Annotated in this window: 26 protein-coding genes and 1 tRNA gene; 13 read left to right on the forward strand and 14 right to left on the reverse strand. The window is 68.8% G+C overall.

What is annotated here, in order from left to right:
- Window positions 1–64 precede the first annotated feature (64 nt).
- Window positions 65–2,125 (reverse strand): MDR family MFS transporter, encoded by a 2,061-nt coding sequence (locus tag ABRP24_RS01170; protein WP_027466578.1) that lies wholly within the window; start codon window positions 2,123–2,125, stop codon window positions 65–67.
- A gap of 169 nt (window positions 2,126–2,294) precedes the next feature.
- On the opposite strand from ABRP24_RS01170, the gene ABRP24_RS01175 reads away from it, so the two are divergent.
- Together ABRP24_RS01175 and ABRP24_RS01180 are read left to right on the forward strand one after the other, a co-directional pair.
- Window positions 2,295–3,245 (forward strand): phosphotransferase, encoded by a 951-nt coding sequence (locus ABRP24_RS01175; protein WP_349847772.1) that lies wholly within the window; start codon window positions 2,295–2,297, stop codon window positions 3,243–3,245.
- A gap of 72 nt (window positions 3,246–3,317) precedes the next feature.
- Window positions 3,318–3,707 (forward strand): hypothetical protein, encoded by a 390-nt coding sequence (locus ABRP24_RS01180; protein ID WP_027466580.1) that lies wholly within the window; start codon window positions 3,318–3,320, stop codon window positions 3,705–3,707.
- 34 nt (window positions 3,708–3,741) lie between these two features.
- Here the strand turns inward: ABRP24_RS01180 and ABRP24_RS01185 are convergent, their stop codons facing one another.
- Window positions 3,742–5,199, reverse strand: a complete 1,458-nt coding sequence (locus ABRP24_RS01185) for an SPFH domain-containing protein (RefSeq protein ID WP_071244079.1) — start codon at window positions 5,197–5,199, stop codon at window positions 3,742–3,744.
- A gap of 177 nt (window positions 5,200–5,376) precedes the next feature.
- On the reverse strand, window positions 5,377–6,204 hold the full coding sequence (gene nadE, locus ABRP24_RS01190; protein WP_071244153.1) for an ammonia-dependent NAD(+) synthetase: 828 nt from the start codon (window positions 6,202–6,204) through the stop codon (window positions 5,377–5,379).
- A gap of 452 nt (window positions 6,205–6,656) precedes the next feature.
- Here nadE and ABRP24_RS01195 point away from each other — a divergent pair, with 452 nt between their 5' ends.
- Window positions 6,657–7,094, forward strand: coding sequence for a MarR family transcriptional regulator (locus ABRP24_RS01195; RefSeq protein ID WP_349847771.1), 438 nt, complete (start codon window positions 6,657–6,659; stop codon window positions 7,092–7,094).
- A gap of 227 nt (window positions 7,095–7,321) precedes the next feature.
- Window positions 7,322–8,749, forward strand: coding sequence for an MATE family efflux transporter (locus ABRP24_RS01200; RefSeq protein ID WP_349847770.1), 1,428 nt, complete (start codon window positions 7,322–7,324; stop codon window positions 8,747–8,749).
- A gap of 204 nt (window positions 8,750–8,953) precedes the next feature.
- On the opposite strand, the gene ABRP24_RS01205 is transcribed toward ABRP24_RS01200, so the two are convergent.
- Both ABRP24_RS01205 and ABRP24_RS01210 read right to left on the reverse strand, forming a co-directional pair.
- Window positions 8,954–9,553 carry a copper resistance CopC family protein gene (locus ABRP24_RS01205; protein ID WP_176709421.1) on the reverse strand — a complete coding sequence of 200 codons (600 nt, stop codon included), beginning with the start codon at window positions 9,551–9,553 and terminating at the stop codon, window positions 8,954–8,956.
- A 41-nt stretch (window positions 9,554–9,594) separates the two neighbouring features.
- On the reverse strand, window positions 9,595–9,762 hold the full coding sequence (locus ABRP24_RS01210) for a hypothetical protein (RefSeq protein WP_155896891.1): 168 nt from the start codon (window positions 9,760–9,762) through the stop codon (window positions 9,595–9,597).
- Between the two features lie 231 nt (window positions 9,763–9,993).
- Between ABRP24_RS01210 and ABRP24_RS01215 the strand changes: the two genes are divergently transcribed.
- Window positions 9,994–10,707 (forward strand): alpha/beta hydrolase, encoded by a 714-nt coding sequence (locus ABRP24_RS01215; RefSeq protein ID WP_349847769.1) that lies wholly within the window; start codon window positions 9,994–9,996, stop codon window positions 10,705–10,707.
- A gap of 91 nt (window positions 10,708–10,798) precedes the next feature.
- Here the strand turns inward: ABRP24_RS01215 and argG are convergent, their stop codons facing one another.
- Window positions 10,799–12,241, reverse strand: coding sequence for an argininosuccinate synthase (gene argG, locus ABRP24_RS01220; RefSeq protein WP_042540079.1), 1,443 nt, complete (start codon window positions 12,239–12,241; stop codon window positions 10,799–10,801).
- 147 nt (window positions 12,242–12,388) lie between these two features.
- Between argG and ABRP24_RS01225 the strand changes: the two genes are divergently transcribed.
- The 5 genes from ABRP24_RS01225 (at window position 12,389) to ABRP24_RS01245 (ending at window position 14,837) form a co-directional block, all read left to right on the forward strand.
- Window positions 12,389–12,907 (forward strand): RNA polymerase sigma factor, encoded by a 519-nt coding sequence (locus tag ABRP24_RS01225; RefSeq protein ID WP_371836722.1) that lies wholly within the window; start codon window positions 12,389–12,391, stop codon window positions 12,905–12,907.
- A 32-nt stretch (window positions 12,908–12,939) separates the two neighbouring features.
- Window positions 12,940–13,818: a hypothetical protein gene (locus ABRP24_RS01230; RefSeq protein WP_349847768.1), complete on the forward strand. Its 879-nt coding sequence runs from the start codon at window positions 12,940–12,942 to the stop codon at window positions 13,816–13,818.
- 44 nt (window positions 13,819–13,862) lie between these two features.
- Window positions 13,863–14,018 carry a hypothetical protein gene (locus tag ABRP24_RS01235; RefSeq protein WP_349847767.1) on the forward strand — a complete coding sequence of 52 codons (156 nt, stop codon included), beginning with the start codon at window positions 13,863–13,865 and terminating at the stop codon, window positions 14,016–14,018.
- A gap of 17 nt (window positions 14,019–14,035) precedes the next feature.
- The gene (locus tag ABRP24_RS01240) at window positions 14,036–14,275 is read left to right on the forward strand and encodes an HTH domain-containing protein (RefSeq protein ID WP_371836723.1); all 240 of its coding nucleotides are present in this window, start codon (window positions 14,036–14,038) and stop codon (window positions 14,273–14,275) included.
- 118 nt (window positions 14,276–14,393) lie between these two features.
- Window positions 14,394–14,837 (forward strand): type ISP restriction/modification enzyme, encoded by a 444-nt coding sequence (locus tag ABRP24_RS01245; RefSeq protein WP_349847766.1) that lies wholly within the window; start codon window positions 14,394–14,396, stop codon window positions 14,835–14,837.
- A 32-nt stretch (window positions 14,838–14,869) separates the two neighbouring features.
- Here ABRP24_RS01245 and ABRP24_RS01250 read toward each other — a convergent pair whose 3' ends face one another.
- From ABRP24_RS01250 to ABRP24_RS01260, 3 genes are all read right to left on the reverse strand, one after another.
- Window positions 14,870–16,210 carry a hypothetical protein gene (locus ABRP24_RS01250; RefSeq protein ID WP_349847765.1) on the reverse strand — a complete coding sequence of 447 codons (1,341 nt, stop codon included), beginning with the start codon at window positions 16,208–16,210 and terminating at the stop codon, window positions 14,870–14,872.
- 388 nt (window positions 16,211–16,598) lie between these two features.
- Window positions 16,599–16,865, reverse strand: a complete 267-nt coding sequence (locus ABRP24_RS01255; RefSeq protein WP_349847764.1) for a hypothetical protein — start codon at window positions 16,863–16,865, stop codon at window positions 16,599–16,601.
- A 288-nt stretch (window positions 16,866–17,153) separates the two neighbouring features.
- Window positions 17,154–17,387: a hypothetical protein gene (locus tag ABRP24_RS01260; RefSeq protein WP_349847763.1), complete on the reverse strand. Its 234-nt coding sequence runs from the start codon at window positions 17,385–17,387 to the stop codon at window positions 17,154–17,156.
- Between the two features lie 73 nt (window positions 17,388–17,460).
- Between ABRP24_RS01260 and ABRP24_RS01265 the strand changes: the two genes are divergently transcribed.
- Entirely contained in the window at window positions 17,461–17,640 is a 180-nt protein-coding gene (locus ABRP24_RS01265; RefSeq protein ID WP_349847762.1) for a hypothetical protein, read from the forward strand.
- Between the two features lie 3 nt (window positions 17,641–17,643).
- Here ABRP24_RS01265 and ABRP24_RS01270 read toward each other — a convergent pair whose 3' ends face one another.
- Window positions 17,644–18,288 carry an RES family NAD+ phosphorylase gene (locus tag ABRP24_RS01270; protein ID WP_349847761.1) on the reverse strand — a complete coding sequence of 215 codons (645 nt, stop codon included), beginning with the start codon at window positions 18,286–18,288 and terminating at the stop codon, window positions 17,644–17,646.
- Window positions 18,285–19,124, reverse strand: coding sequence for a hypothetical protein (locus ABRP24_RS01275; RefSeq protein WP_349847760.1), 840 nt, complete (start codon window positions 19,122–19,124; stop codon window positions 18,285–18,287). The genes ABRP24_RS01270 and ABRP24_RS01275 overlap by 4 nt, the downstream gene beginning before the upstream one ends.
- 255 nt (window positions 19,125–19,379) lie before the next feature.
- Here ABRP24_RS01275 and ABRP24_RS01280 point away from each other — a divergent pair, with 255 nt between their 5' ends.
- Window positions 19,380–19,625, forward strand: a complete 246-nt coding sequence (locus tag ABRP24_RS01280) for a hypothetical protein (RefSeq protein ID WP_371836724.1) — start codon at window positions 19,380–19,382, stop codon at window positions 19,623–19,625.
- Between the two features lie 52 nt (window positions 19,626–19,677).
- Window positions 19,678–20,295, forward strand: coding sequence for a tyrosine-type recombinase/integrase (locus tag ABRP24_RS01285; RefSeq protein ID WP_349847758.1), 618 nt, complete (start codon window positions 19,678–19,680; stop codon window positions 20,293–20,295).
- A 144-nt stretch (window positions 20,296–20,439) separates the two neighbouring features.
- Here ABRP24_RS01285 and ABRP24_RS01290 read toward each other — a convergent pair.
- The 3 genes from ABRP24_RS01290 to ABRP24_RS01300 form a co-directional block, all read right to left on the reverse strand.
- Window positions 20,440–20,511 (reverse strand) — tRNA-Arg (locus ABRP24_RS01290).
- Between the two features lie 13 nt (window positions 20,512–20,524).
- The gene (locus ABRP24_RS01295) at window positions 20,525–21,628 is read right to left on the reverse strand and encodes an epoxide hydrolase family protein (protein WP_349847757.1); all 1,104 of its coding nucleotides are present in this window, start codon (window positions 21,626–21,628) and stop codon (window positions 20,525–20,527) included.
- A 48-nt stretch (window positions 21,629–21,676) separates the two neighbouring features.
- Window positions 21,677–22,402, reverse strand: coding sequence for a GntR family transcriptional regulator (locus ABRP24_RS01300; protein WP_214521592.1), 726 nt, complete (start codon window positions 22,400–22,402; stop codon window positions 21,677–21,679).
- Between the last annotated feature and the right edge of the window lie 11 nt (window positions 22,403–22,413).

The following is a 22,413-nucleotide window of genomic DNA, read 5'->3' on the forward strand; positions in this document are numbered from 1 at the left end:
TCTTGTTCTCGGGTTGGTGCGACGCCGAGCCCCCGCGTCCTGTGACGAGGAGGCCCGGCGTGACTCAGACCTGCGCCCGACCACCCTGGACGGGGATCGAACCGGTGACCGGGGCGGTGGGCGAGCCCATCGTGTCCGCGGCCCGCACGGCCTGCGCTTCGAGGTCGTCGGCGGTGCCGGCGTCGTCCGCCTGCTCCTGCAGGGCCGAGCTCTTGCGGAGCGGCGGCGCCTTGAAGAAGAAGCTCAGGACGAACGCGAGCAGGATCACCGCGAAGCCGACCCAGTAGACGGTCACGGCCGAGGCGTTGAACCCGGACATGAACGGCCGGGTCAGAGCAGCGTCCGCACCGTTGAGGTACGACGTGTCGCTCGTCTCGGCGTTCGAGTCGCTCGAGTCGTTGGCACCCTTGTCGATCTGCTTCGACAGTTCCGGTGCGAGCTGGTCCACCCAGTAGGTGCGCTGCGCCGAGTCCGACCAGTCGACGACGAGCCGGCCGCCCTGCACGCTGGCGTGCGCCTTGTCTGCGGCAGCGGTGAGCGCCTGCTGCTGCACGGCGTCGGGAGCCCCTGCGGTGGCCTGGGTCACCTGGTCGGTGGCGGTGTCGAGGCCGGACTGCACCTGCTTCTGGAGCGGGGTCACGATCGGGTTCCAGATCTGGTCCATGACGCCCTGGTTCGCCTTGGCGCTGGCGACCTCCGGGTCGAGCGCCGCACTGAGGGCGGGCTTGAGGTTCGACTCGTCCGCCGTGGCGTGCAGGATGTTCGCCGGCATGAGCGAGAACAGGACGGACAGCAGGACGGCGGTGCCGAGCGTGCCACCGATCTGGCGGAAGAACGTGGCGGACGACGTCGCCACACCCATGTCACGCGGCTGCACCGAGTTCTGGGAGGCCAGGGTGATGCTCTGCATGAGCTGGCCGAGCCCGAGGCCGATCAGAAACATGCCGATCATCAGGAACCAGAGCGGCTTGTCGATCGTCATGAACGTCAGGACGACGTAGCCGAGCGACACCAGGGCGGTGCCGATGACCGGGAAGATCCGGTAGCGGCCGGTGCGGGCCACGATCTGCCCCGAGGCGATCGAGGCGATCATCAGGCCACCGATCATCGGCAGCGTCGCGAAGCCGGACTCGGTCGGCGTCAGACCGGTGACGATCTGCAGGTACAGCGGGATGGTGAGCATCGCGCCGAACATCGCGAAGCCGACCAGGAAGCCCAGGATGGTCGCCATCGAGAACGTGCTCGAGCGGAAGAGCTTGAGTGGGATGATCGCGTCGTCCTGCATGCGGGTCTCGATCACCAGGAAGGCGACGAGGCCGAGCGCACCGATGACGTAGCAGGCGATCGCGCTGGCCGAACCCCAACCCCACGTGCGGCCCTGCTCCGCGACGAGGAGCAGCGGCGCGAGCGTGACGATGACCGAGGTCGCGCCCCACCAGTCGATGCGCGGCTTGGCCTTGGCCTCGCCGAACTTCGGCAGGTGCAGGAACGCGATCACCATGAGGAGCGCGGCGACGCCGATCGGCACGTTGATCAGGAACACCCAGCGCCAGCCGGTGATGCCGACGATCGAGCTCGCACCGGCGAACAGTCCACCGATGAGCGGGCCGATCACGGACGAGATGCCGAAGACCGCCAGGAAGTAGCCCTGGTACTTCGCGCGCTCACGGGGCGCGAGGATGTCGCCCATGATCGCGAGCGGGAGCGACATCAGCGCACCGGCACCGATGCCCTGGAACGCGCGGAAGGCGGCGAGCATGGTCATCGACGTCGACAGGGTCGAGAGCAGCGACCCGAGGATGAAGACCGCGATGCCGAAGATGTAGAGCGGGCGACGGCCGAAGACGTCGGAGAGCTTGCCGTAGATCGGCGTGGTGATGGTCGACGCGATCAGGTAGGCCGTCGTGACCCAGGCCTGCTGGTCGAGGCCGTGCAGGTCGTCACCGATCGTGCGGATCGCCGTGCCGACGATGGTCTGGTCGAGCGACGACAGGAACATGCCCGCCATCAGGCCGTAGATGACGAGCAGGATCTGGCGGTGCGACATGATCGGCTTCCCCGGCGTGCTCGCCGGGGAGTCCTGTCGTCCGCGCGACACCTCGACGGGTGCGGTGGCAGTGGACATGCGGGGTTCCTCACAGGGGATGTGGCGTGGTGGTCGTCGGCCTGGTCGGGACCCCGAACGAGGGTCAACCTTGCAGGCTCTGCAACTTTACACCGCAAGCACCTTTGCTGCCAACGCAAAGTTGCCGAGCGTGCACGTTCGTGTACGGGTTCTCAGGTAGCGTCTGTGCATGGGGCGAACCACCTGGACCGACGTACCGACGACGCTGCGGCAGCAGGTGGAGGGGGTGCTGGGCGGTCCGGTCGTGACCGCCGAGTCCCAGGCGAGCGGGTGGTCGCCCGGAAGCGCCGACCGGGTGACGACCGCGGCGGGGGAACGAGCCTTCGTGAAGACGGTGTCGCGCTCGCGCAACGAGGCCGCCCTCGACCTGCACCGCCGCGAGGCCGAGGTCATGGCCCAGCTGCCGACCACCGTGCAGGCACCGCGGCTGCTCGACGCGCTGCACGCCACGGTCGACGGCGACGACTGGGTCGCGCTCGTGCTCGAGGACGTCGCAGGGCAGCACCCGGGCGGGCACCTCGACGGATCGGACACGACGGCCGTGCTCGACGCACTCCACACACTGCCGCTCGCGACCGATGGGCTGGCGACGCTCCCCCGCATCGCCGAGGACCTGCGCGAGGAGTTCGGTGCCTGGGACCGGATGCTGGCGGACGGCTCGAACGCCGTCCGCGTCGCCGAGGTCGTCCCGCCGCACGTCTTCGACGCCGGCCCCGCGATCGCCCGCGCGGCATCGGGGGCAGCTGCCCTCGTCGACGGCGAACACCTCGTGCACGCCGATTGCCGAGCGGACAACCTGCTCGTCGACGACGCCGGGCTCGTCTGGGTGGTGGACTGGCCCTGGGCGAGCGTGGGCGCGCACTGGCTCGACCCGCTGACCTACCTGCTCGACACGATCGTCCGCGGTGAGGACGACGACGTCGAACACCACCTCGCCACGCACCCGGTCTTCGCCGGGGTGCCCGCCGCCACGATCGACGCTGTGCTGGCCGGGCTCGCCGGACTGTTCTTCGAGCACGCCCTGCCCCCGGCACCGCCGAACATGCCCACCATCCGCGACTTCCAACGGCGCGAGGGCGTGGCGGCCGCCGAGTGGCTGCTCCGCCGCTGGGCCGCCTGACAGCGCATCCGCCCGAGCGGGGGACGCGTGGTGTCCAGGGAGCGCAGCGCACCGGAGCGTACGGTCCACCGCATGACTGATGAGCACCGCACCCCGCGTCCCGAAGACGACGCCGCGCGCCTCGGTCTCGTCGTCGTCGGAGAGGCAGCAGCCCTGCAGTCCGGCGACGAGGCGGCACTGGACGCGAGCGAGCAGAACATCCGCGACACGATCGACGAACTGGTCGACGAACCCCTGACCCCGCGGCAGGAGGAGGTCGTCGAGCGACTCGCCGCGGCAGGCGGCACCCTGACCGCCGGACTCAGCGGTGCCCTCGCCGCCCAGAGCGGTCGCAGCGTCGACGACGTGCTCGAGGGTGCGGCCCGCAGTGTCGTGTGGCAGCAGCGGCTCGCGGACGAGCGTGAGGACGCCGGCACGCAGCAGCGCGACCCGCAGAACGAGAACGGGCACGACGAGGGCTGATCCCCCGTCGCGCCCGCTGCAGGCACCCGCTCGGTTACTCGGCCGGCTCGACCTGTGGCACCGACTGCTCGCGCACGACGGCACGGGCAGCCGCCTGTCCCGTCGTGGTGCTCTTCACGATGTCGCTCAGGGTGAACCCGGCGGTGGCGCCGAGCAACGCGTCGACCTCGCTGAACTGGCTGACGACGCTCTTCGACAGGGCACCGGCGCCCTCGGAGGACACCACGGTGAGTGTGTCGATGTTGCTCATCGGCGCCGCGAGCTCGCGGGCGATGCTCGGCAGCGTCTCGATCGCCTTGACGCGCAGGACGGCCTCGGAGTGCTGCGCGAGCGCGTCGGCCTGCGCCTTGGTCGCATCGGCCTCGGCCTGACCCTTCGCACGGATCGCGTCGGCGGCGGCTTCACCCTCGGCGCGTGAGGCATCGGCGGCGAGCTTGCGGGCGTCCGCCTCGGCCTTCGCCTCGGCCGCGACGGCCTCTGCGGAGATCCGACGGGCCTCGGCCTGGGCGCGTGCGGTCTCGACCTGGGCCCCGGCGGCGGCTTCGGCCTCGACGCGGGTCTTGCGCGCCTGGGCCTCGGCGACGGCGGAGACCTCGGACTCGAGCTCGGCACGGCGCAGCTCGGCACGCTTCTGCGCGGTGATCTGCTCCTGCTCGACGACACCCTGGGACGCGCGCGCCTGGGCGAGCGGGCCGGCGGCAGCGGCTTCGGCGGACGCACGGTCGGCGTCGAGCTGCAGCGCGGCACGGCGGATGGCCAGGGTGTTCTCGGCCTCGGCGATCGCCTGGTCGGCGGTCGCGCGGGCTTCTCGCGCTTCACGGTCGGCCTGGGCCTCGGCGTTCTCGGCCTCGAGTCGCACGCGTGCTCGCTCGGCACGGCCGAGGTCGCTGATGTACTCGTTGCGGTCCGAGATGCCCTTGATCTCGAACGAGTCGACGTCGAGCCCCTGGCTGTGCAGGGCGTCCTTGGCGACGTCGAGCACAGCGACGGTGAGCTGATCGCGCTTGCGGATGATGGTCGACACGTCGGTCGCACCGATCGAGGCGCGGAGCGAACCGGACAGGACCTCGCGCGCGAAGTCGTCGATCTTCTTCTCCTGCCCGAGGAACCGCTGTGCGGCCGCCCGGATCGAGGCGTCGGTCTCGCCGACCTTGACGAGCGCGACGGCCTCGACGTCGATGGTGACACCGCGGGAGTCCTGCGCGTTGACGTTGATGTCGATCGCACGCGAGCTGAGCGACAGCTTCGCGACCTTCTCGAAGAAGGGGCGGACGAGCACGCCGGCGCCGAGCACGACCTTGATGCCGGACTCGACGGTCTCGGTGCCGTCGGCGTTCTTGACCTTGCGGGAGCGCTTGCCCGTGATGATGAGCGCTTCGTCGGCACCGGCGTTGCGGTACACGACCTTGGCGTAGATCAGCGCGATCACGGCGAGGACGATGATCCCCACGATGATCAGCGGGACGGCTCCGAGCGCGAACAGGACTTCCATGACTCCCCCTTGAGAACCAGGCGCCAGCCTGGATTCCGCATCTGTTGTTCCGTTGGCTCCCATCCTAGGAGCGCACGCGGACAGCGGGGCCGCGCTGGGGAGGGTTGGGGACAACAGACGGGAGGCGCGGTGCAGGATCACCTGCACCGCGCCTCCCGTCCGGGGTTGCGTCAGCGCCTACGCGCCCGCACGCCACCACTCGTCGAAGGGCGTCGCCGGCACCTGGCGCTTGTGCTCCGTCGCGCGGTAGCGCGACTCGATCGCCTCGGCGACCTCGACCGGCACGTCGTGGCCCTGCAGGTAGGCGTCGATCTCGGCGTAGGTGAGTCCGAGGTTCGCCTCGTCGGTCTGCCCGGGCAGCTCGTCGAGCAGGTCGGCGGTGGGCGCCTTCTCGTACAGGCGGGCCGGTGCGCCGAGGTGCTCGAGCAGCTGCCGCCCCTGGCTCTTCGACAGCCCGGTGAGCGGGGTGAGGTCGACGCCGCCGTCGCCGTACTTGGTGAAGAAGCCCGTGACGGCCTCGGCCGCGTGGTCCGTGCCGACCACCAGCAGGCCGCGCTGCCCGGCGATCGCGTACTGGGCGACCATGCGCATGCGCGCCTTGACGTTGCCCTTCACGAAGTCGCTCAGCTCGACGCCCGAGGCCGCGGTGTCCTCCATGACCCCGTCGACCCCGTGCTCGATGTTCACGGTGACGCCCGGGTCGGCAGCGATGAACTGCAGGGCGAGCTGGGCGTCGTCCTCGTCGGCCTGCACCCGGTAGGGCATGCGGACGGTCGTGAACTCGGCCGGGTGCCCCTCGGCTCGGAGCGACTCGACCGCGAGCTGGGTCAGGCGGCCGGCCAGGGTGGAGTCCTGCCCGCCGCTGATGGCGAGGAGGTACCCCTTCGCCCCGGTCGTCAGCAGGTAGTCGCGCAGGAACCCGACACGACGGGCGACCTCCTGCTCCGGGTCGATGGTCGGCTGGACGTTGAGGTCCGCTGCGATGGCGGCTTGGAGTTCACGCACCACCCCAGTATCACGCCGATCCGGCTCCGTGGACCGGCGGGTTCCGAAGACGTCGATCGGATCGACCGGGAGGTCCGGGGCGGCGGTGACCCGATCACCACCGCCCCGGGGATCCGCGACGACCCGAACGCGTCGCGGATCCGGTGAGGCGGACGCCGGTACCCGCCGGCGCCCGTCCTGGTCAGGCGCGACGAACTCGTCGCGCCTGGATCGCGGTGGGTGATCCGTGGTGTGGCACGATGCCTCCTGCTCCGACGGGGTCTCCGCCGCTGATCCGCCCCCGGTGGTGAGCCAGGGGATGTGGGGCCCGTCGAACGGGCCGGAGGCGGCTGGTGAGGCCGCTTGCTGCGGAAGGTATCAGGGTCCGGGCAGGACTCGACACCCCCGTTCTGGGGTCACGGGTCGGGCTGGGTTCGTTGACAGTTCGATGCCTAACAGTTAGAGTCCTGATCATGCAGGCACCGGACTTCACGACACCGCTCCAGCTCATGCGGTGGATCGGATGGGCACAGCGCAAGGGCGCCGAGGAGTGGGTCCGTGAGCGCGACCTCACCCACGAGCAGTCCTTCGTGCTCGGGTACCTGCAGGAACACCCCGGCGCCATCCAGCGGGACATCGCCGAGGCCACCCGGACCAGCGCGGCCAGCGTCTCGAGTCTCCTGCAGGGACTCGAGCGGCGTGGCCTGATCGAACGACGACCGGACGCCAAGAACGGGCGGACGAAGACGGTGCACGCCACCCAGGCGGGCATCGACCTCATCGCCGGGTTCACCGACGCGATGGTCGCCCTCGACGACTCCCTGCTCGCACCGCTCGACGAGGACGAACGCGCCACCCTGCGGCGGCTGCTGCAGAAGGTGACCGCGGAACTCGCGCCGCCGACCCGCTAGCCGCACCACCCGCGCCACCGCACCAGCGCACCAGCGCACCGCACCGACCCGCTCCACGCACCACGCGCCTCCCGGCCGGATCCGCCGGCGCGCCCTCGCGATCCCGCGATCCCGCGATCCCGCGATCCCGCGATCCCGCGACCCCGCGACCCCATCGGTCGCGTGCTCCCCCCTGCCGTGCCGGCGTCCGTCGGCGCGCCCACCGTCATGCCCGGAAGGGAACCGTCATGTCCTCCACCACCACCGCTGCGGCGACGAACCGCTGGTACCTCTCCGCTGCCCCGATCGCCCGAGCCCTGGTGCACCTGTGCGTGCCGATGGCCGCCGCGATGGTCGTCAGCGCCCTGTACAACGTCATCAACGCGGGCTTCATCGGCGCCCAGCACGACACGTCCCTGCTCGCCGCGATCACCTTCGGCACGCCGCTGCTCGGCCTGGTGATGGCCGTGGGTGGGGTGTTCGGCGTCGGCGGCAGCGCCTTGATGTCCCGGTTGCTCGGAGCATCGGAACACGATCCCGACAAGGCGCGGGACATCAAGCACGTCGCCTCGTTCGCCCTGTGGGGAGCCGTGGTGACCGGCGCCGTGCTCGGCGTCGTCGGACTCCTGCTGCTCCGCCCGCTCGTCGCCGTCCTCGGCGCCGACGCGGCAGCGGTCCCCGCCACGAGCGAGTACGTCGCCGTGATGCTCGCGTTCGTCCCCGTCCTCGCCGCATCCTTCGCGCTCGAACAGATCGTCCGCTCCGAAGGTGCCGCGCGGCAGGCGATGATCGGCCTGGTCCTGTCCACGGTCGGCAACCTGGTGTTCGACGTCCTGTTCATCCTGGGGCTGCACTGGGGTGTCGGCGGTGCCGCACTCGCGGTGGGCCTGGCCAACGTGGTCTCGATCGCCTACTGGGTGACCTGGCTGCAGCGGAACAGCGAGAACGTCAGCTTCGCGCCGAAGTGGTTCACCCTGCGTGCGGACATCCTGAAGCCCGTGTTCGGCATCGGCGTCGGCGAGCTGCTGCAGTCCGCGTTCCTCATCGTCACGACACTCGTCCTCAACAACCTCGCCGCCACCTACGGTGACGACCCGCTGGCAGCGATGGGCGTCGCGGTCCGCATCGCCCAGGTGCCGGAGTTCCTGGTGATGGGCGTGACCATCGGTGTGCTGCCGCTGCTCGCCTACGCGTTCGGCGCGGGCGACGCCGATCGACTCCGCTCCGGCCTGCGCGCCGCGGCCCTGACCGTCGGCGGCATCGTGCTCGTCTTCTCCGGCACCGTGTTCGTGTTCCGCGAGCAGGTCTTCACGATCTTCTCCGGTGACCACTCGGTGCTCGCGATCGGCATGACGATCCTGACGGCACAGCTCGTCGCCGCCGTCGTCAACGGGTTCACGGGACTGCTCACCTCGCTGTTCCAGGCGACCGGGATGGTCATGCCCGCGATGGTGCTGTCGATGGCGCAGGGCGTGCTGTTCATCCCGATCGTGATCGCCGGCAACGTGTGGTTCGGGCTGGCCGGGATCATCTGGGCACTCACCGTCACCGAGGGCATCGTGTTCGTCGCCGCCGTCGTCCTCTGGCTGGCGACGCGGGGTCGCATCGCCCGAGGCCTGGCCGAGGGCAGCGCGGCACGCGCCGACGCTGCTCTGGAGGCCACCCCCGTGGCGTGAGGCGCGTCGCCCCCGGCGTCACGCACCACGTGCGGACGGGAGGCCCGGTGCCGGACCGGCACCGGGCCTCCCGTCCGTTGCGTGGTCGCGTGACGTGCGCCGCGTGCGCTTCGTGCGTGCGCTTCGTGAGCAGGAACGGTCGGGTGCGCGCGTGCGACCCGACCGTTTCTGCTCACGAAGTGCGCGACGGGCGCCGCCCGCGCGCTACGCGCTGCGGCCGCGGCGCAGCAGCAGCACGACGACCGCGCCGGCCACCAGGACGGCTCCGGCGCCGAGGCCGATCCACACGCCCGGCGCGATGCCCGGCGACGAGGACGGAGCACCGTCCGAGGCTCCGGTGGCCGTCGCGGTGGCACTCGGCGTCGGAGCGGTGCTCGCCGTCGGGGTCGGGGTGGCACTCGCGCTCGGGGTCGACGCCGGGGCTGCGGCCCGGTACTCGAACGCGAGCGTGCCCTCGATCGGGTGGCCGTCCGGCGACACGTACCGCCAGAGCACCGTGTAGCTGCCCTGGTCGAGGTCGACCGCGCGGCGCATGGTCGTCCCGGAGACCGTCACGTCACCCGTGGCGACGTCGGCACCGGAGGCATCCGTCACCTGGATCCGGAGTCCGGCGTCGAGGCCGGCGAGCGGCGCTTCCGAGAAGGTCAGGTCGACGGATTCGAGCGGTTCGGTGACGACCGCCCCGTCCGCCGGGGTACTGCTGGTCAGGGCCGAGTGGGCCGACGCGGGCTGGACACCGACGAGCGTCAGCAGTCCCGCCGCGACGATCGCCAGTGCCGCCGCCGTGGTTCGGGCTGTGCGCATGCGCAGACTCTACCGACGGCCGAGCGGCAGCCCGCTGGGGGTCAGAGCTGCTCGCCGAGGAAGTCCGCGTAGGTGGGCTCGTAGCGCGCTTCGCTGACGCTGACGAGCTGGTGGCCGGTTCCTTCGAGGCGTTCGGCGACGAGGGCGGCGAGGTCCTCGGGCGAACGGAGCCCGTGGCGGTGCCACGCGTTCTGGATGGTGGCGGTCATGGTGACCAGCCCTTCGTCGAGATGATGCGCATCTCGGATCCGCCCGGGTCGACCCGCTGTGCCAGACCCCACAGATCGTGAGGAGCATCGTGACGACGAGTCCCTGATGACTGACCCGGTACCGCAACGATACGGTCGGGCCGGATCGCCGTCGAGGCGGATGCGCTTCGCGGCTGACGGACGCGACGGACGCGACGGACCGGCGCGGCGGGTGCGCTGTAGCGTCGGCGCATGGAGATCCTCTTCGTCCACGGCGCGCTCGTGCGCGACGGCGACTGGTGGTGGCAGCCCACCGCCGACCTGCTGTTCGAGGGCACCGGTGTCCGCAGTCGATCGGTGGCGCTGCCGTCCTGCGGCGAGGGCCCGTCCGGCCGCCCCGAAGGCGGTCTCGCCGAGGACGCGGCAGCGCTCCGGGCCGCGCTCGACCGCAGCGACGGCGCGATCGTCGTCGGGCACTCGTACGGCGGCACGGTCGTCGCCGAGGCCGGCCAGCACGATGCCGTCGAGCACCTGGTCCACGCGTCGTCCTACCTGCCCGACGTCGGATCGGCCCAGGCCGGGATCATGTCGGACGAGCCCGACCCGGTGGCGATCGGTGATGCCGGGGACGGAGCCCTGGCACTGGTCGGGTACGACGCCTCGTCGTTCGGCGCGCGGTTCCTGCAGGACGCCGTCCCGCAGGTGCAGCGGGCTGCGTGGGACCGCGTCACCGCACAGTGCGCTGCCGCGTTCGTCACGCCGACGACCGCCGCGGGCTGGCAGGGCGTCGACTCCACCTACCTGGTCTGCACCGAGGACCGGAGCACCACCGTCGGCCTCCAGCGAGCGCATGCGGCACGTGCGACGCGGAGCGTCGACGTCCCGACCGGGCACCACCCCTTCATCACCCGACCCGACCTGGTCGTCGAGCAGGTCGAGCTGCTGCTCGGAAGCGCCGCGGCTTGAGACGTCGCGACGACGGACGGGAGGCCCGGTGCCAGCTGGCACCGGGCCTCCCGTCATCAGGGGGTCGCGCCCAGGGCGCGGGTCCGCTCGATCAGTCGGTGCCGGAGTCGAAGGCCGCGCCCTCGGACGCGAGGTCCGTGCGTCGACCCATCGCGTCCTCGGCGTCGGAGGCGACGATCGCGCCGCCGAGGATCTCCTCGGCCTCGCCCGCCTCGAGCTCGCCGACGAGCTCGGCCGTCGCGCCACCGATGAGGCCGGCGGCGGCGTACTGCTCGAGCCGCGAACGGGAGTCCGCGATGTCGAGGTTGCGCATGGTGAGCTGGCCGATGCGGTCGTCCGGGCCGAAGGCGGCGTCGCCGACGCGCTCCATCGACAGCTTGTCCGGGTGGTACGACAGCGCGGGGCCCGTGGTGTCGAGGATCGTGTAGTCGTCGCCGCGACGCAGGCGCAGCGTGACCTCGCCGGTGACGGCGGAGGCCACCCAGCGCTGCAGCGACTCGCGGAGCATGAGGGACTGCGGGTCGAGCCAGCGGCCCTCGTACATCAGGCGACCGAGGCGGCGACCCTCGTTGTGGTACGAGGCGACCGTGTCCTCGTTGTGGATCGCGTTGAGCAGGCGCTCGTAGGCGATGTGCAGCAGCGCCATGCCCGGAGCCTCGTAGATGCCACGGCTCTTCGCTTCGATGATGCGGTTCTCGATCTGGTCGGACGCACCCAGGCCGTGGCGGCCACCGATGGCGTTCGCTTCGTAGACCAGGGCCACCGCGTCCGTGTACTCGACGCCGTTGATCGCGACGGGGCGACCGGCCTCGAACCGGACGCTGACGATCTCGGTCGCGACCTCGACGTCGTCACGCCAGGCGGCGACACCCATAATCGGCTCGACGATGTCCAGGCCGCTCGACAGCTCTTCGAGGCTCTTCGCCTCGTGCGTCGCGCCCCAGATGTTCGCGTCGGTCGAGTACGCCTTCTCGGTGGAGTCGCGGTACGGGAACCCGCGGGCGACGAGCCACTCGCTCATCTCCTTGCGGCCGCCGAGCTCCTCGACGAACTCGGAGTCGAGCCACGGCTTGTAGACGCGCAGGCGCGGGTTGGCCATCAGGCCGTAGCGGTAGAACCGCTCGATGTCGTTGCCCTTGTAGGTGGAGCCGTCGCCCCAGATGTCGACGCCGTCTTCCTTCATCGCGCGGACGAGCATCGTGCCCGTCACCGCGCGGCCGAGCGGCGTCGTGTTGAAGTACGTCTTCCCACCGGAGCGGATGTGGAACGCGCCGGTCTGCAGGGCGACCAGGCCTTCTTCGACCAGGGCGCTCTTCGCGTCGACCAGTCGGGCGATCTCGGCGCCGTACTCGTGGGCGCGGCTCGGGACGGCGTCGATGTCCGGCTCGTCGTACTGGCCGATGTCGGCCGTGTAGGTGCAGGGGATCGCTCCCTTCTCGCGCATCCAGGCAACGGCGCAGGAGGTGTCGAGACCCCCTGAGAACGCGATGCCGACTCGTTCGCCGACGGGGAGACTGCTCAGGACCTTGGACACGGGGTCAATCGTACGGGGCCAGCGGGCTCGACTACCGTCCGGGGCGACGGTTGTGGAGAACTGATCGGCCACGACCCGGAACCGATCCAGGGCGACCGGACAATACAGGGCATTAACCAGATCACGGGGGACCGGTCCGACTGGGCCCTGGGCGTCGCCGGGGACGGCCGTGCGGTCGGTCGGCTCTTCGACCGGCACGCGGCGCGGCTTCGGCGTCACGTCAGAGCGCTCGTCCCGACGCCGGACGACGCAGAAGACGTGATCGCCGTGGTGTTCCTCGAAACCTGGCGGAAGCGGGACCGCGTCCGTTTCGTCGACGACTCGATGCTGCCGTGGCTCCTCGTCACGGCGACCAACACGGCGCACAACCTGACGCGGTCATCTCGGCGCCACCGCTCGTTCCTCGGCAGGTTCCCGGTCGACGATCCGGCACCCGACCCAGCGGACGCCTTCACCGACGCAGAGGCGGTGACCGCGCTCCGTGGTCTCCCGATCGCAGACCAGCGGGTCCTGTCCCTCTGCGTGCTCGAGGGGTTGAGCGAGCGTGAAGCCGCGACCGTCCTCGGCGTCCCACCCGGCACCGTCAAGTCCCGGCTCCACCGTGCGAAGGCGCGGCTTCACAAGCAGTACTCGGCGACAGCGGAACCCCTCGGAGGCACACTGTGAACCACGATCAGATCTCCCCTCGTCTCGCAGCGATGCGCGACGCACTCGTCGCAGAGGTCGACGCGACCAGTGCCACCGGAGCACCGCGCCGTCGACGTCGCCGACCGACCCGTGGCACGGTCCTCACGATCGCGACGGCGTTCCTGGCGGGATCGGCCGTCACGGGCGGGATCACCGCGGCTGCCCTCCCGTCGAACAACCCGGACGCCGAGCTGGAGAGCACCCTTGCGACGTCGACGCGCTACATGGTCGAGGAAGCCAACCACGCCACGATCCTCGGGACTCCGGCCTTCGCGGTCACGCAGGGCGATGGTTCGTTCTCGCTCGGTGCCCGCCCCGCGGACGCCGACCAGGTGACACTCACGGGGGAGTGCATCGACCCGGGGACCTTCACCGTGGCCGTCGACGGGACGACCACCGTCGGACCCACCCGCTGTACCCCGGGCACGACCGGCGGGGTGAACAGTGAGCATTGGAGCCTGTCCACGGCGCCCGGTTCCGGACACTCGGCGGCGACCATCAGCGTGACGAGCGGCGGGTCCGCCCGCTACGCCGTCTGGGCCTCGTGGGTCGAGTCTGCGCCGATCGCGAAACCCTCCGCCCAGCAGCGAGCCGAGATCCGGGACGACCGGATCACCGTCGACGAGTACCGCGCCGCCTTCAACCGGCTCGAGGCCTGTCCGACGCAGGCGGGACACCCGATGGACGACGTGCCGCTCTCGTGGTTCGCGAACGGGTCGTGGACGAGCAGACCGGTGGGCACGGGCCCCTGGTACCTGTACTCGACGCCGGCCGAGGGTCTCGAGGTGTTCGACACCCAGTGCTACCCGCGGGAGTTCGGCCAGGTCGACGCGCTCTGGCAGGCGGAACACCCGATGCCGGAGGACCCGCCGGCCCAGCCCGCCGGCTGATGCACCATGGTGCAGAGACTCCTGCGACCGAGGAAGGGAACGAGATGACTGCCGAAGCCCTCGACGTGCGGGCGGAACTCCGGGCTTTGATCGAGCGCCGTTCCGTCGCACTCGACGCGATCGTGCAGATGACCGGGATCTCGGAGTCCACGCTCTCCGCGTACCTCGAAGGCCCAGGGACCGAGAGCACCAGGGTCTGACCGTCCTCGGGATAGGGCTGACTCCCGACAAATCGCAGCGGGTCGCCGTCCTCGCAGCCATGCTGGCCGCTGCTCGGAGCGTGCCCGACGACGACCGCGTCCGGGGCATCCTCGTGGGTCTCACGCAGGTCTCCGGGCTGACCGTCGCGAACATCGCGTCGCTCACCGGCATCGCAGAGTCCGGCCTCGACGCGCTTTCGATCGATCTGACCGGGGTGAGCGCTGCCGTGGAGTACACGATCGCCACCCGGACCTAGACGTTCACCAGTCTCCGCATCGCAGAAGAAGTCGCTGGCGCCGGCGGGTCGGTCCTGTTCCTCGTGCCCTCAATCGCGCTGCTCCCAGACTCTGAACGAGTGGTCCGCGGAACGGACGATGGACATACGTAACTTCGCGGTCTGCTCGGACAGTAAGGTCAGCGGGGTTTCTGAGGACTTCGCCGTCGCTGACCTCGCCTACCCGGCAACCACGAACACCGCGCAGCGCCTGACCGAGGTCGCCGGCATCCCGGCGGAGGCGCATGATTACGAGCTTGGCTCCCGCTCGGCCCACGACTGGATCCTCGAGCGGTACCAAGTCAAGACCGACAAGGCCTCCGGCATCGCCAACGACTGGGGCGTCGACACGGTAACCCAGCGTATATCGTCGAGCTGGTCCAACGCATGGTCACCCTTAGCGTCGAAACGGTGCACATGGTGCAGGCCCTGCCGCCGCTGCGATACCGGGAAACCTCTGTATAACCCCGATCGAGGCGGGCGCGGACCCCGCAAAAGGGGTGGCGCTCCCGTTTTCCCCCATGAGCTCAGGGCGACGGACTGACGCCAGACAGACTCCAGGGCCATCCTTTGTCGCTAGAAGGGCGCGTCCGGGTCTTGCGGTGCGGCCGCCGCATTCAGAGGCTTCGCTCCCGCCGACCACTCCTTCTTAACCGCCACAATGACCTGCCGGTTTTTTCCCATGGCCTTCAAAACCTTTTTGAAATCCATAGATTCTTTCCGCGCCGTACCGGAAAGGCCCCTTTTGACCAGCTCAATGAACATCGTCCGCGTGACGTACTTCGCGTTGTCATAGGTGAGTCGAAAGCCGCCTCGTTGACCTCCTTGAAGGGCATCGTCGGCAAGAGCAAGCCGGAGCCAATCCGCAGGAACATACATGCCCCTGAGGACCTTGTCGTCCAACTCGCGGGCCGCGTCACCTCGTACAAACTTGAACCAAAACGGTGAGTCCACCATTCTCCAGTCTTTGCTCCGAGGACTCTGCTGCTTGCCCCTGGGCATCAGATTCAGCTGCTTCTTTAGTTCTCCCCTTCTTAGGTAGACCCATTCTGCGGCTCCGTCAACTGCCTTTTCGCGCTCGAGCCGCTTATACTGCACAAACGTGAAGCTGTCCGAAACTTGATCCCAGTAAAAGAGGTCAACCCCGAGTTCGACTTCGAGCAATTTTTTATTGACCGAGAACACGGCAAGAACTTCTTTCTCGTTTCGGTCCACGAAGACGGAAGCGCTTGCTGCCCTTTGGTCGACTTTCAAGATGCCGTCGAATCGTTGTAGGTCGAGAGGCATGAGCTCTTCTTCAAGGTCGGCCTCGTAGGCTTTGTTCAGAATGGAATCCAGCAAGTCATTGTCTGCCAGTCCTTCTTGGTCAACCTCGAAAACGTCAGCTGGTAATTTGATCTCGGCAAGCTGTGCTGCGAGGGAGACGGCGTCGCGCGCTTCGATTCTTGCTTGCTGAATACCTGCCTCGTACTCAAGCTCAGGCTGGGTAAGCCTATCAAGCCATACCCCAACGCCTTCATCCTTTGTTCGAAGGATCTGAAGCACTCGATCCGTTTTTGCAGGAGCCAAAAAGCTGGCTGAAAAGTTTGAGAGTAGGTTCTGCCCGTCTTTATCGTTGGCCGTCTCGAGTTCAGAAAGGGGGATCGGCAGTGGGAAGCGGTAAATGGGTCGGAGTGCGGCTCGGACTGCTCCCGCGGCAACGCCGCTGATGCTGAATACCTGGACCAGTGCGACAACGACGGCTTTCTCATGTTGGTCCACGTCTGTTTGCAAGGCCACGCCGACGTCGCCAACAGAAGGGGCCTCATTCTTCCCAAAAACCTCGGTGACGCGATCGACACTCATGTGTTCAATTTGATTTGCTCCTTGCGCGTTGTAGATAAAGAGGCGAAGCGAGAGGCCGTCTTGTTTGGTCACCTTGATTCCCAGCTGTTGGCGGTTCAGTCCTAGTAGGCATCGTAGGGGCGCCGTGGCTGGCACCGCTCGCGTTTCCGGAGCCACGACACGCCGCGTACGGCTGAGCCTCACTGTCTCATATCGCTACGGTTGCGAGAGATCTCGCCGCTGTTGTGATCGCGTGCGCGACTTCCGCGCAATCCCGTAGTGTGGCGAGTCTTACAACCGTGTGTCGCGAGTGCCAGCCGGTGTAGCGGTCAGGAAGGTTGGTTGCGAGACAGAAGCAGCGTTTTGGTGTAGCTCATCCGATAGGCGTGCGTATCGACCGCCTCACCGCGCAGCAACCGGGCAACCTGGTGGTGACGACTGGGTGGAATGCTTGAGCGCTCTCCAATAGGTGCCGCCTTCTTCACGTTGTCGCAAAGCCGTTCAACGAGCTGATCGCCTGCGCGAATCGCTCTCGGAATCGGCGCTGCTGACCGCTGCCAGGAAATGGGATGAAGTCGTTGTGAACCACCGGCAGGTCGGCGTTCCGCATGGGCGCGCTCAGTAGCTCGAAGACGTTGCGCTTCACGAGCAGGATGCCCTCAGGTTGTAGTGATGACGCCAGGGCGACAGTCGTTTCGATGTTCCGGCGGAGCGCCGCCTCTCGTCCCGCTGCGCCGTAATAGTTCACCGGCTCTGCAGCGAGGTCGATCAGAAAGACCCCATCCGCCTTGAGCCTGGCAAGCCAAGGTGTCTTCGCGTTCGGACCGCTGGCGACTGGTGAAGCACCATACAGGGCACGGACAACCTCGCGGAAGAGGCCGTCCTTCGAGGTCAGCGTCTGGTCGTGGAAGAAGCGTCGATTAGCAATGTCGCCGTCGTCGTCAGGCGCGCTCTCGTCGACGAGTAGCAGGCGGACGCGGTCCGGCCGCCAACGTGCTCGGCGCTCGGCCTACCAGTGTTCTTCGGACATTTGGGATCAGTCGGAGGAACTCGCCTGCGAACCCTTTTTGTCCGTATCCGGAGTATCGACGGAGGGATTCTCGGCGAGTTGCTTAGCCACGCTGCGTTCGCGGAGCTTGCCGACAGCCCATTTGCCGCCCACGACTAGGCCAGTAGCACCTAAGGTGATCAGGGCGCCGACCGCGCCACCCTGCTTCGCGCCGTCGCCAAAGCCCTTGTGGTATCCGTGTCCCCATGCCGGATTGCCCATATGCGTCTCCTCTGCCAGTCTGATCTTGGCATGGAGAGACCGCTCGGCCGTCGGGAAGCAGAAACTCTGGGCCGTGACCGAGACGCTTCGCACCGGCGTTCCCGTTCCGCTTGAACTCGCCCGGAACGCCGCTAACCGCCACCGAGCCGGCATCGAAGCGTTGGCGCTCCTCGCCGACCTCGAGCGAGCGGGCCACGGCGAGCGCGTCGAGAAGCCGTTCTACGGGTGGGTCGTTCGCAGCAGCGACCGGTAGCGGTCAGGCGCCGTAGTCGAGACCCCAGTGCACCTGCGCGGCGGCGGCCGACAAGTCAGGGTGGGCTGCCGGGTCGGTCAGCGCTCGTGCGTACGACGGGTAGTCGGGCCAGACGGGGATGCCGGCGGCGTTCGTGAACAGCGCGATGGCGTCCCCACCGGACACCTTCGCCGTGTACAGCAGCCCGTCGAGGTCCGTCCACTGCCGGTGCGCGGCGCGCGCCCACTCCCTCGTGGTGGCCTTGTCGGCAGCGTTGAACGACGCTGACGCACCGTTCGTCGCCCCGAAGTCGGACCGGATGTCGAGTAGCCGCATCGGCCGGGCCGGCGTCCACCCGTACAGCCACAGCGCCTTGTTGTGGACGGGGATCATTCGGGTTCGCTGGAACGTCTCCGTCACCGCGACGAGCATGGTGCCGGCGACGTACTGCACCCCCTGCGGCTTGTGGTCACCGGTCGGCGGATCCTGCGGGTCGAACCGTTGCCCGTCCACTGGGCCAAAATGCCTGAGTTCATCCCAGCCGGGGCGCCCGGTCTTCTGCTCGTGCACACGCCAAACCCGGTTGGTCCACGACACCCAGTGCCGGTCGTCGGCGACCAACGGTGTCGGCGGCGCCGGGAACACGTCCGGCGCGTCAGCAGCGCTCACCAGACCGTGCCAAGGTCAGCAATAAGGCGCGTCACCGGCGCAGGGTCCTGCCCCTCCGCGAGCCAACGCCGCGGCGCCCACGGGCGCCCGCCGACCAGCAGCTCGTCCTGCGGAGTGGTCATGAACCCCTCGAGGGCCACGGGTGTCGTCCCATCGGGGATGGCGGGAACCACCTGCTCGAGCCCGTCGAGAGTGTCCCAAGCGTCCGCGATCAGAGGGGAGTCCTCCATCTCCCGGAGCACGTTGCCGTCGGCATCCCGAACAGAGATCCGAACAAAGTAGGGGCCCTTGTCCACGATGTCGCCCCAAGTCAATGCGAATGGTTCGTTCGGTTCAGAGCGCTCAAAGGATGCGCGCGGAAGGAGGTCATCTATTGCGCTGAGCGCATCACTGGTGCGTGTACCTCGTGGACCTCGGTAGCTCGGGTCGTTCGTGGACACGAATTGCCAGGTGGGGATCCGGTGCTGTCCTTCGATAACGAAGGACCAGAGCCTCTTCTTGCCGAGGCGGTGACGGATAGCGTCCGGGCCGACCCCGAGACGGTCAGCGGCTTCCTTCGTGGTGAGGGAGGAGCGGAGGAGTCGAGCCTGCTGCTGCGCGGGAGTTTCAAGATGAGCGGTATCGGCGTCATCGACGAGGCCGGAGCTCGCGGCGAGGAAGGCATGCTCACCCTCTGAGAGAGGCGCTTCGACGACCGCGCTGATAGTCGCGGCCTGCTGCACCCAATCCGCCATCTCGGACACGGAGAGACGCAGGATGTCCGCGGCGGTGTGCAGCTTGGCCAGATCTCCCGTGGAGAACCCCTGCACTTCGCCGTCCAGTTCGAATCTCGCCATGTTTTCTCCTCGTTCATGCCGGATCCTACGCCGGAAAGCCCGTGAAGGGGAGGGGCCCGCGGCCGCCCTGCCCTCCAAACCCAGGGCGGACGCGGGGGTCTTGGTCACCAGGGTGCGGGCAGCGCCGTCACCTCTTCGTGGAGGTCGCCGGCGATGTCACGGATCTGCGCGGTGAGGGTTTCGACAGAGCTGGAGCAGGAGCCCATCAGGCCAAGTGGCCCCACGGTAGCCGAGCTCGCAGAGAAGTGGTGGGCGATGAAGAGCGCAGGGCGCCTCGCCGAAAACACGCGTCTGGCGTACCGCGATGTCATCGACCGCTTGATTCTGCCCAAGCTCGGTGAGACGCCGATGCGGGATGTGCGCGCCGATGTGCTCGCCAGCTCTTCGAAGAGCGCCAGGTTCGCCGTGTGCAGGCTGAGCACGCTCGTACGCTGCTCAATCAGATGCTCGGCGCTGCGGTGGCGTGGGAGTGGCGTACCTCGAATCCGGTCAGCGGCTTGAAACCCCTCAGCAACGAGCACCCCAAGGCGGACCCCCGCGACGACGACGAGCGATGGCTCGGGTCGGCGGACCTCGCATTGCTGCGCAAGGGTCTCCGCGGGATGCGGTAGCGGTCGTACGTGCCAGCCATGGTGGAGCTGATGCTGGGTCTGGGCCTCCGTATCTCCGAAGCGATTGCGCTCAGGCCAGGGATATCGAGTGGGAGCACCCAGATGGAGTCCTCGTACACATCCGGCGCGCCGTCATCACCCCCGCATACGGCCAGCCGTTCCTTCAGGCTCCTACGAAGAGCGGCCCAGACGGGGCCCACGCTGTATTCGCACCGCCTTTCGTCGTCGAGATTCTCGGGCACCTTACCTCGGCTGCTGGGCCCGAAGGCTTCCTTCTCGTGAGCCGTGACGGCGGGATGGTGAGCGCTCGGAGCGCGCGCACTTCTCTCCGCACGGTGCGCGAGCGGGAGGGCCTCCTGCGGGTGACGCCGCATACCTTCCGCCGGACCGCCGGGCGGGCGGCCGCGGACGAAGGTGGCGTGACTGCCGCTACCGCCCTTCTGGGTCACGCGAGCGAGGCCACCGCGACGGAGTCGTACCTCCCGAAGGCGAGCAAGGCACCCGCTGACGCGCGAGTAGCCCTCCAGACGCTCGCCCCGACGCAGACGCCGACCGACTGACCCGGCCCCGACATTAACGAAGCGGCTGCATCCACTTGGATGCAGCCGCTTTTCATGTCGGACCGGCGGTCATAAACGCTGAGTAAACGTTGACCTGGGGGGGGGGAACCTGGACTCGCGGACCCACGTACTTCCGCTTGTTTGTGCCCCTGGAGGGACTCGAACCCCCAACCGTTTCCTTAGGACGGAACTGCTCTTCCATTGAGCTACAGAGGCTGGCCTGACCACTCTAGCGGCGGAAGCCCTGCAGGAACGCGTGCAGTTCGTCGACGAACAGGTCGGGCTGCTCGAACGGCGCGAAGTGCCCACCGCGGTCGAGTTCGTGGTGGAACACGAGGTTCGTGGTGCGTTCGAGCCACTCGCGCGGCGCCCGCACGATGTCGCCGGGGAAGATCGAGAACCCGGACGGCACCTCGACCCGTCGCTCCAGCTGCTCCGCCGGGATCGCCGCGTTCGCGTGGTACATCCGCATCGCCGAGCCGATCGTGCCCGTGGCCCAGTACTCGGTGAGCAGCGCCAGCACCTCGTCGCGCGTGTAGACCGACCACGGGTCCCCGTCGCAGTCGCTCCACGCCCGGAGCTTCTCGAGGATCCAGGCGGCGAGACCCGCGGGCGAGTCGTTCAGCCCGACGGCGGCGGTCTGCGGCTTCGTGCGGTGCAGCATCGCGTAGGCACCCTCGGCGGTGCGCCACCGATCGGTCGCGGCGACGAACTCCCGCTCGGCGGCGGACAACGTCGACGCATCGAGGCCCGGCCAGGCGAGCCCGCCGTCGATGCGGTGCACCGCGACCACCCGGTCGGGGTGGTCGAGTGCCAGGTAGCGGGCGACGTGCGTGCCGATGTCGCCTCCGGACACCGCGAACCGCTCGTACCCGAGGTCCGTCATCAGCGTCGCCCACATGCCGGCCACCTGCCGGGCGTCGAGAACCTGCGGCGGTGCATCCGAGAATCCGTAGCCGGGCATGTCCGGCACGACGACGTCGTACCCGGCGGCGACGAGCATCGGCAGCACCTTGCGGTACCGCCAGCCGGAGTCCGGCCAGCCGTGCGCGAGCAGGACCGGCAGGGCATCGGACCGCTCGGCACGGGCGTGCAGCACGTGGATGCCGATGCCGTCGACGACGACACGGCGCGAGGGCAGCGCGGCGAGCTCGGCACGGTGTGCGTCGAAGTCGAACCCGTCGGCCCAGTACTCGACGAGCGGGCGCAGGACGTCGAGGTCCACGCCGAGCGACCAGCCGACCCCGGCGGGCGCGTCCGGCCAGCGCGTGGCACGAAGCCGAGCGCGCAGGTCGTCGATGGTCGCGTCGTCGATGTGCGGTGTCTCGCCCATGTCGGCGACGCTAGTCAGCGCCACCGACGAACGGAAGCCCGCAGCCGATCAGGTCAGCGGTGCGTCCCGACCGGCCTCGAACAACACCCGGATGGCGTCCGCCCGGATCCACCGCTCGCTCAGGCAGAGCGGTCGCTCGTCGTCGCGGTCCGACGTCAGGCTCTCGATGAACCAGCCGAGCGTGACCTCGTCGAGGTCCAGGTGCCGGGCGACGTCCTCGGACACCACGTCGGCGGTCGCACGGACCCATCGGCGGTGCGGCGTGGATCGTCCCACCTGCCGGAGCACCTCGTACAGCGAGTCACTGACCTGCAGCGCCTCGGCGAGCTCGGGCACGATCGCCGGCGGGACCCACTCCACGCCCCACGCAGCCGGCAGCCCGTCGACCAGTGAGCGCCGGGTCAGGCGGTGCACGGGCGCGCCCGGTTGCAGGTCGAGGGACTCGGCGATGCGCGGCGGGACCGGGACCAGTGCACACGACAGCGTCACGCTCGACGGCTTGCCACCGGCGGCGCGGACGGTGTGACTCCACGACGGTGCCGCCCGCGAACCGATCAGGTAGTCGATGCGGCGTGCGACGAAGCTGCCGACGCCCTTCACCCGGCGGATGCGGTTGCGCCGCTGCAGGTGCTGCAGCGCTGCCCGGGCGGCGGACCGCCCGACGCCGAACCGCGCCGCCAGCTCCGCCTCGCTGGCCACCCGCGAGCCGATCGGCAGATCGGCCAGCTCGCCCTCCAGGGCGGCGGCGATGTCGAGGTATCGGGTCTCCGGCACGCTCGGACTGT

The sequence above is a fragment of the Curtobacterium sp. WHRI 8282 genome, assembly GCF_040223925.2.
Classification (GTDB): Bacteria; Actinomycetota; Actinomycetes; order Actinomycetales; family Microbacteriaceae; genus Curtobacterium; species Curtobacterium flaccumfaciens.

Excerpts from the sequence above, each read along its gene's own strand:
- ABRP24_RS01170 (WP_027466578.1), bottom strand. The coding sequence starts at position 2,125 with ATGTCCACTGCCACCGCACCCGTCGAGGTGTCGCGCGGACGACAGGAC.
- ABRP24_RS01175 (WP_349847772.1), top strand. The coding sequence starts at position 2,295 with ATGGGGCGAACCACCTGGACCGACGTACCGACGACGCTGCGGCAGCAG.
- ABRP24_RS01180 (WP_027466580.1), top strand. The coding sequence starts at position 3,318 with ATGACTGATGAGCACCGCACCCCGCGTCCCGAAGACGACGCCGCGCGC.
- ABRP24_RS01185 (WP_071244079.1), bottom strand. The coding sequence starts at position 5,199 with ATGGAAGTCCTGTTCGCGCTCGGAGCCGTCCCGCTGATCATCGTGGGG.
- ABRP24_RS01195 (WP_349847771.1), top strand. The coding sequence starts at position 6,657 with ATGCAGGCACCGGACTTCACGACACCGCTCCAGCTCATGCGGTGGATC.
- ABRP24_RS01200 (WP_349847770.1), top strand. The coding sequence starts at position 7,322 with ATGTCCTCCACCACCACCGCTGCGGCGACGAACCGCTGGTACCTCTCC.
- ABRP24_RS01205 (WP_176709421.1), bottom strand. The coding sequence starts at position 9,553 with ATGCGCACAGCCCGAACCACGGCGGCGGCACTGGCGATCGTCGCGGCG.
- ABRP24_RS01210 (WP_155896891.1), bottom strand. The coding sequence starts at position 9,762 with ATGACCGCCACCATCCAGAACGCGTGGCACCGCCACGGGCTCCGTTCG.
- ABRP24_RS01215 (WP_349847769.1), top strand. The coding sequence starts at position 9,994 with ATGGAGATCCTCTTCGTCCACGGCGCGCTCGTGCGCGACGGCGACTGG.
- ABRP24_RS01230 (WP_349847768.1), top strand. The coding sequence starts at position 12,940 with ATGCGCGACGCACTCGTCGCAGAGGTCGACGCGACCAGTGCCACCGGA.
- ABRP24_RS01235 (WP_349847767.1), top strand. The coding sequence starts at position 13,863 with ATGACTGCCGAAGCCCTCGACGTGCGGGCGGAACTCCGGGCTTTGATC.
- ABRP24_RS01245 (WP_349847766.1), top strand. The coding sequence starts at position 14,394 with ATGGACATACGTAACTTCGCGGTCTGCTCGGACAGTAAGGTCAGCGGG.
- ABRP24_RS01260 (WP_349847763.1), bottom strand. The coding sequence starts at position 17,387 with ATGGGCAATCCGGCATGGGGACACGGATACCACAAGGGCTTTGGCGAC.
- ABRP24_RS01275 (WP_349847760.1), bottom strand. The coding sequence starts at position 19,124 with ATGGCGAGATTCGAACTGGACGGCGAAGTGCAGGGGTTCTCCACGGGA.
- ABRP24_RS01280 (WP_371836724.1), top strand. The coding sequence starts at position 19,380 with ATGAAGAGCGCAGGGCGCCTCGCCGAAAACACGCGTCTGGCGTACCGC.
- ABRP24_RS01285 (WP_349847758.1), top strand. The coding sequence starts at position 19,678 with ATGGCTCGGGTCGGCGGACCTCGCATTGCTGCGCAAGGGTCTCCGCGG.
- ABRP24_RS01295 (WP_349847757.1), bottom strand. The coding sequence starts at position 21,628 with ATGGGCGAGACACCGCACATCGACGACGCGACCATCGACGACCTGCGC.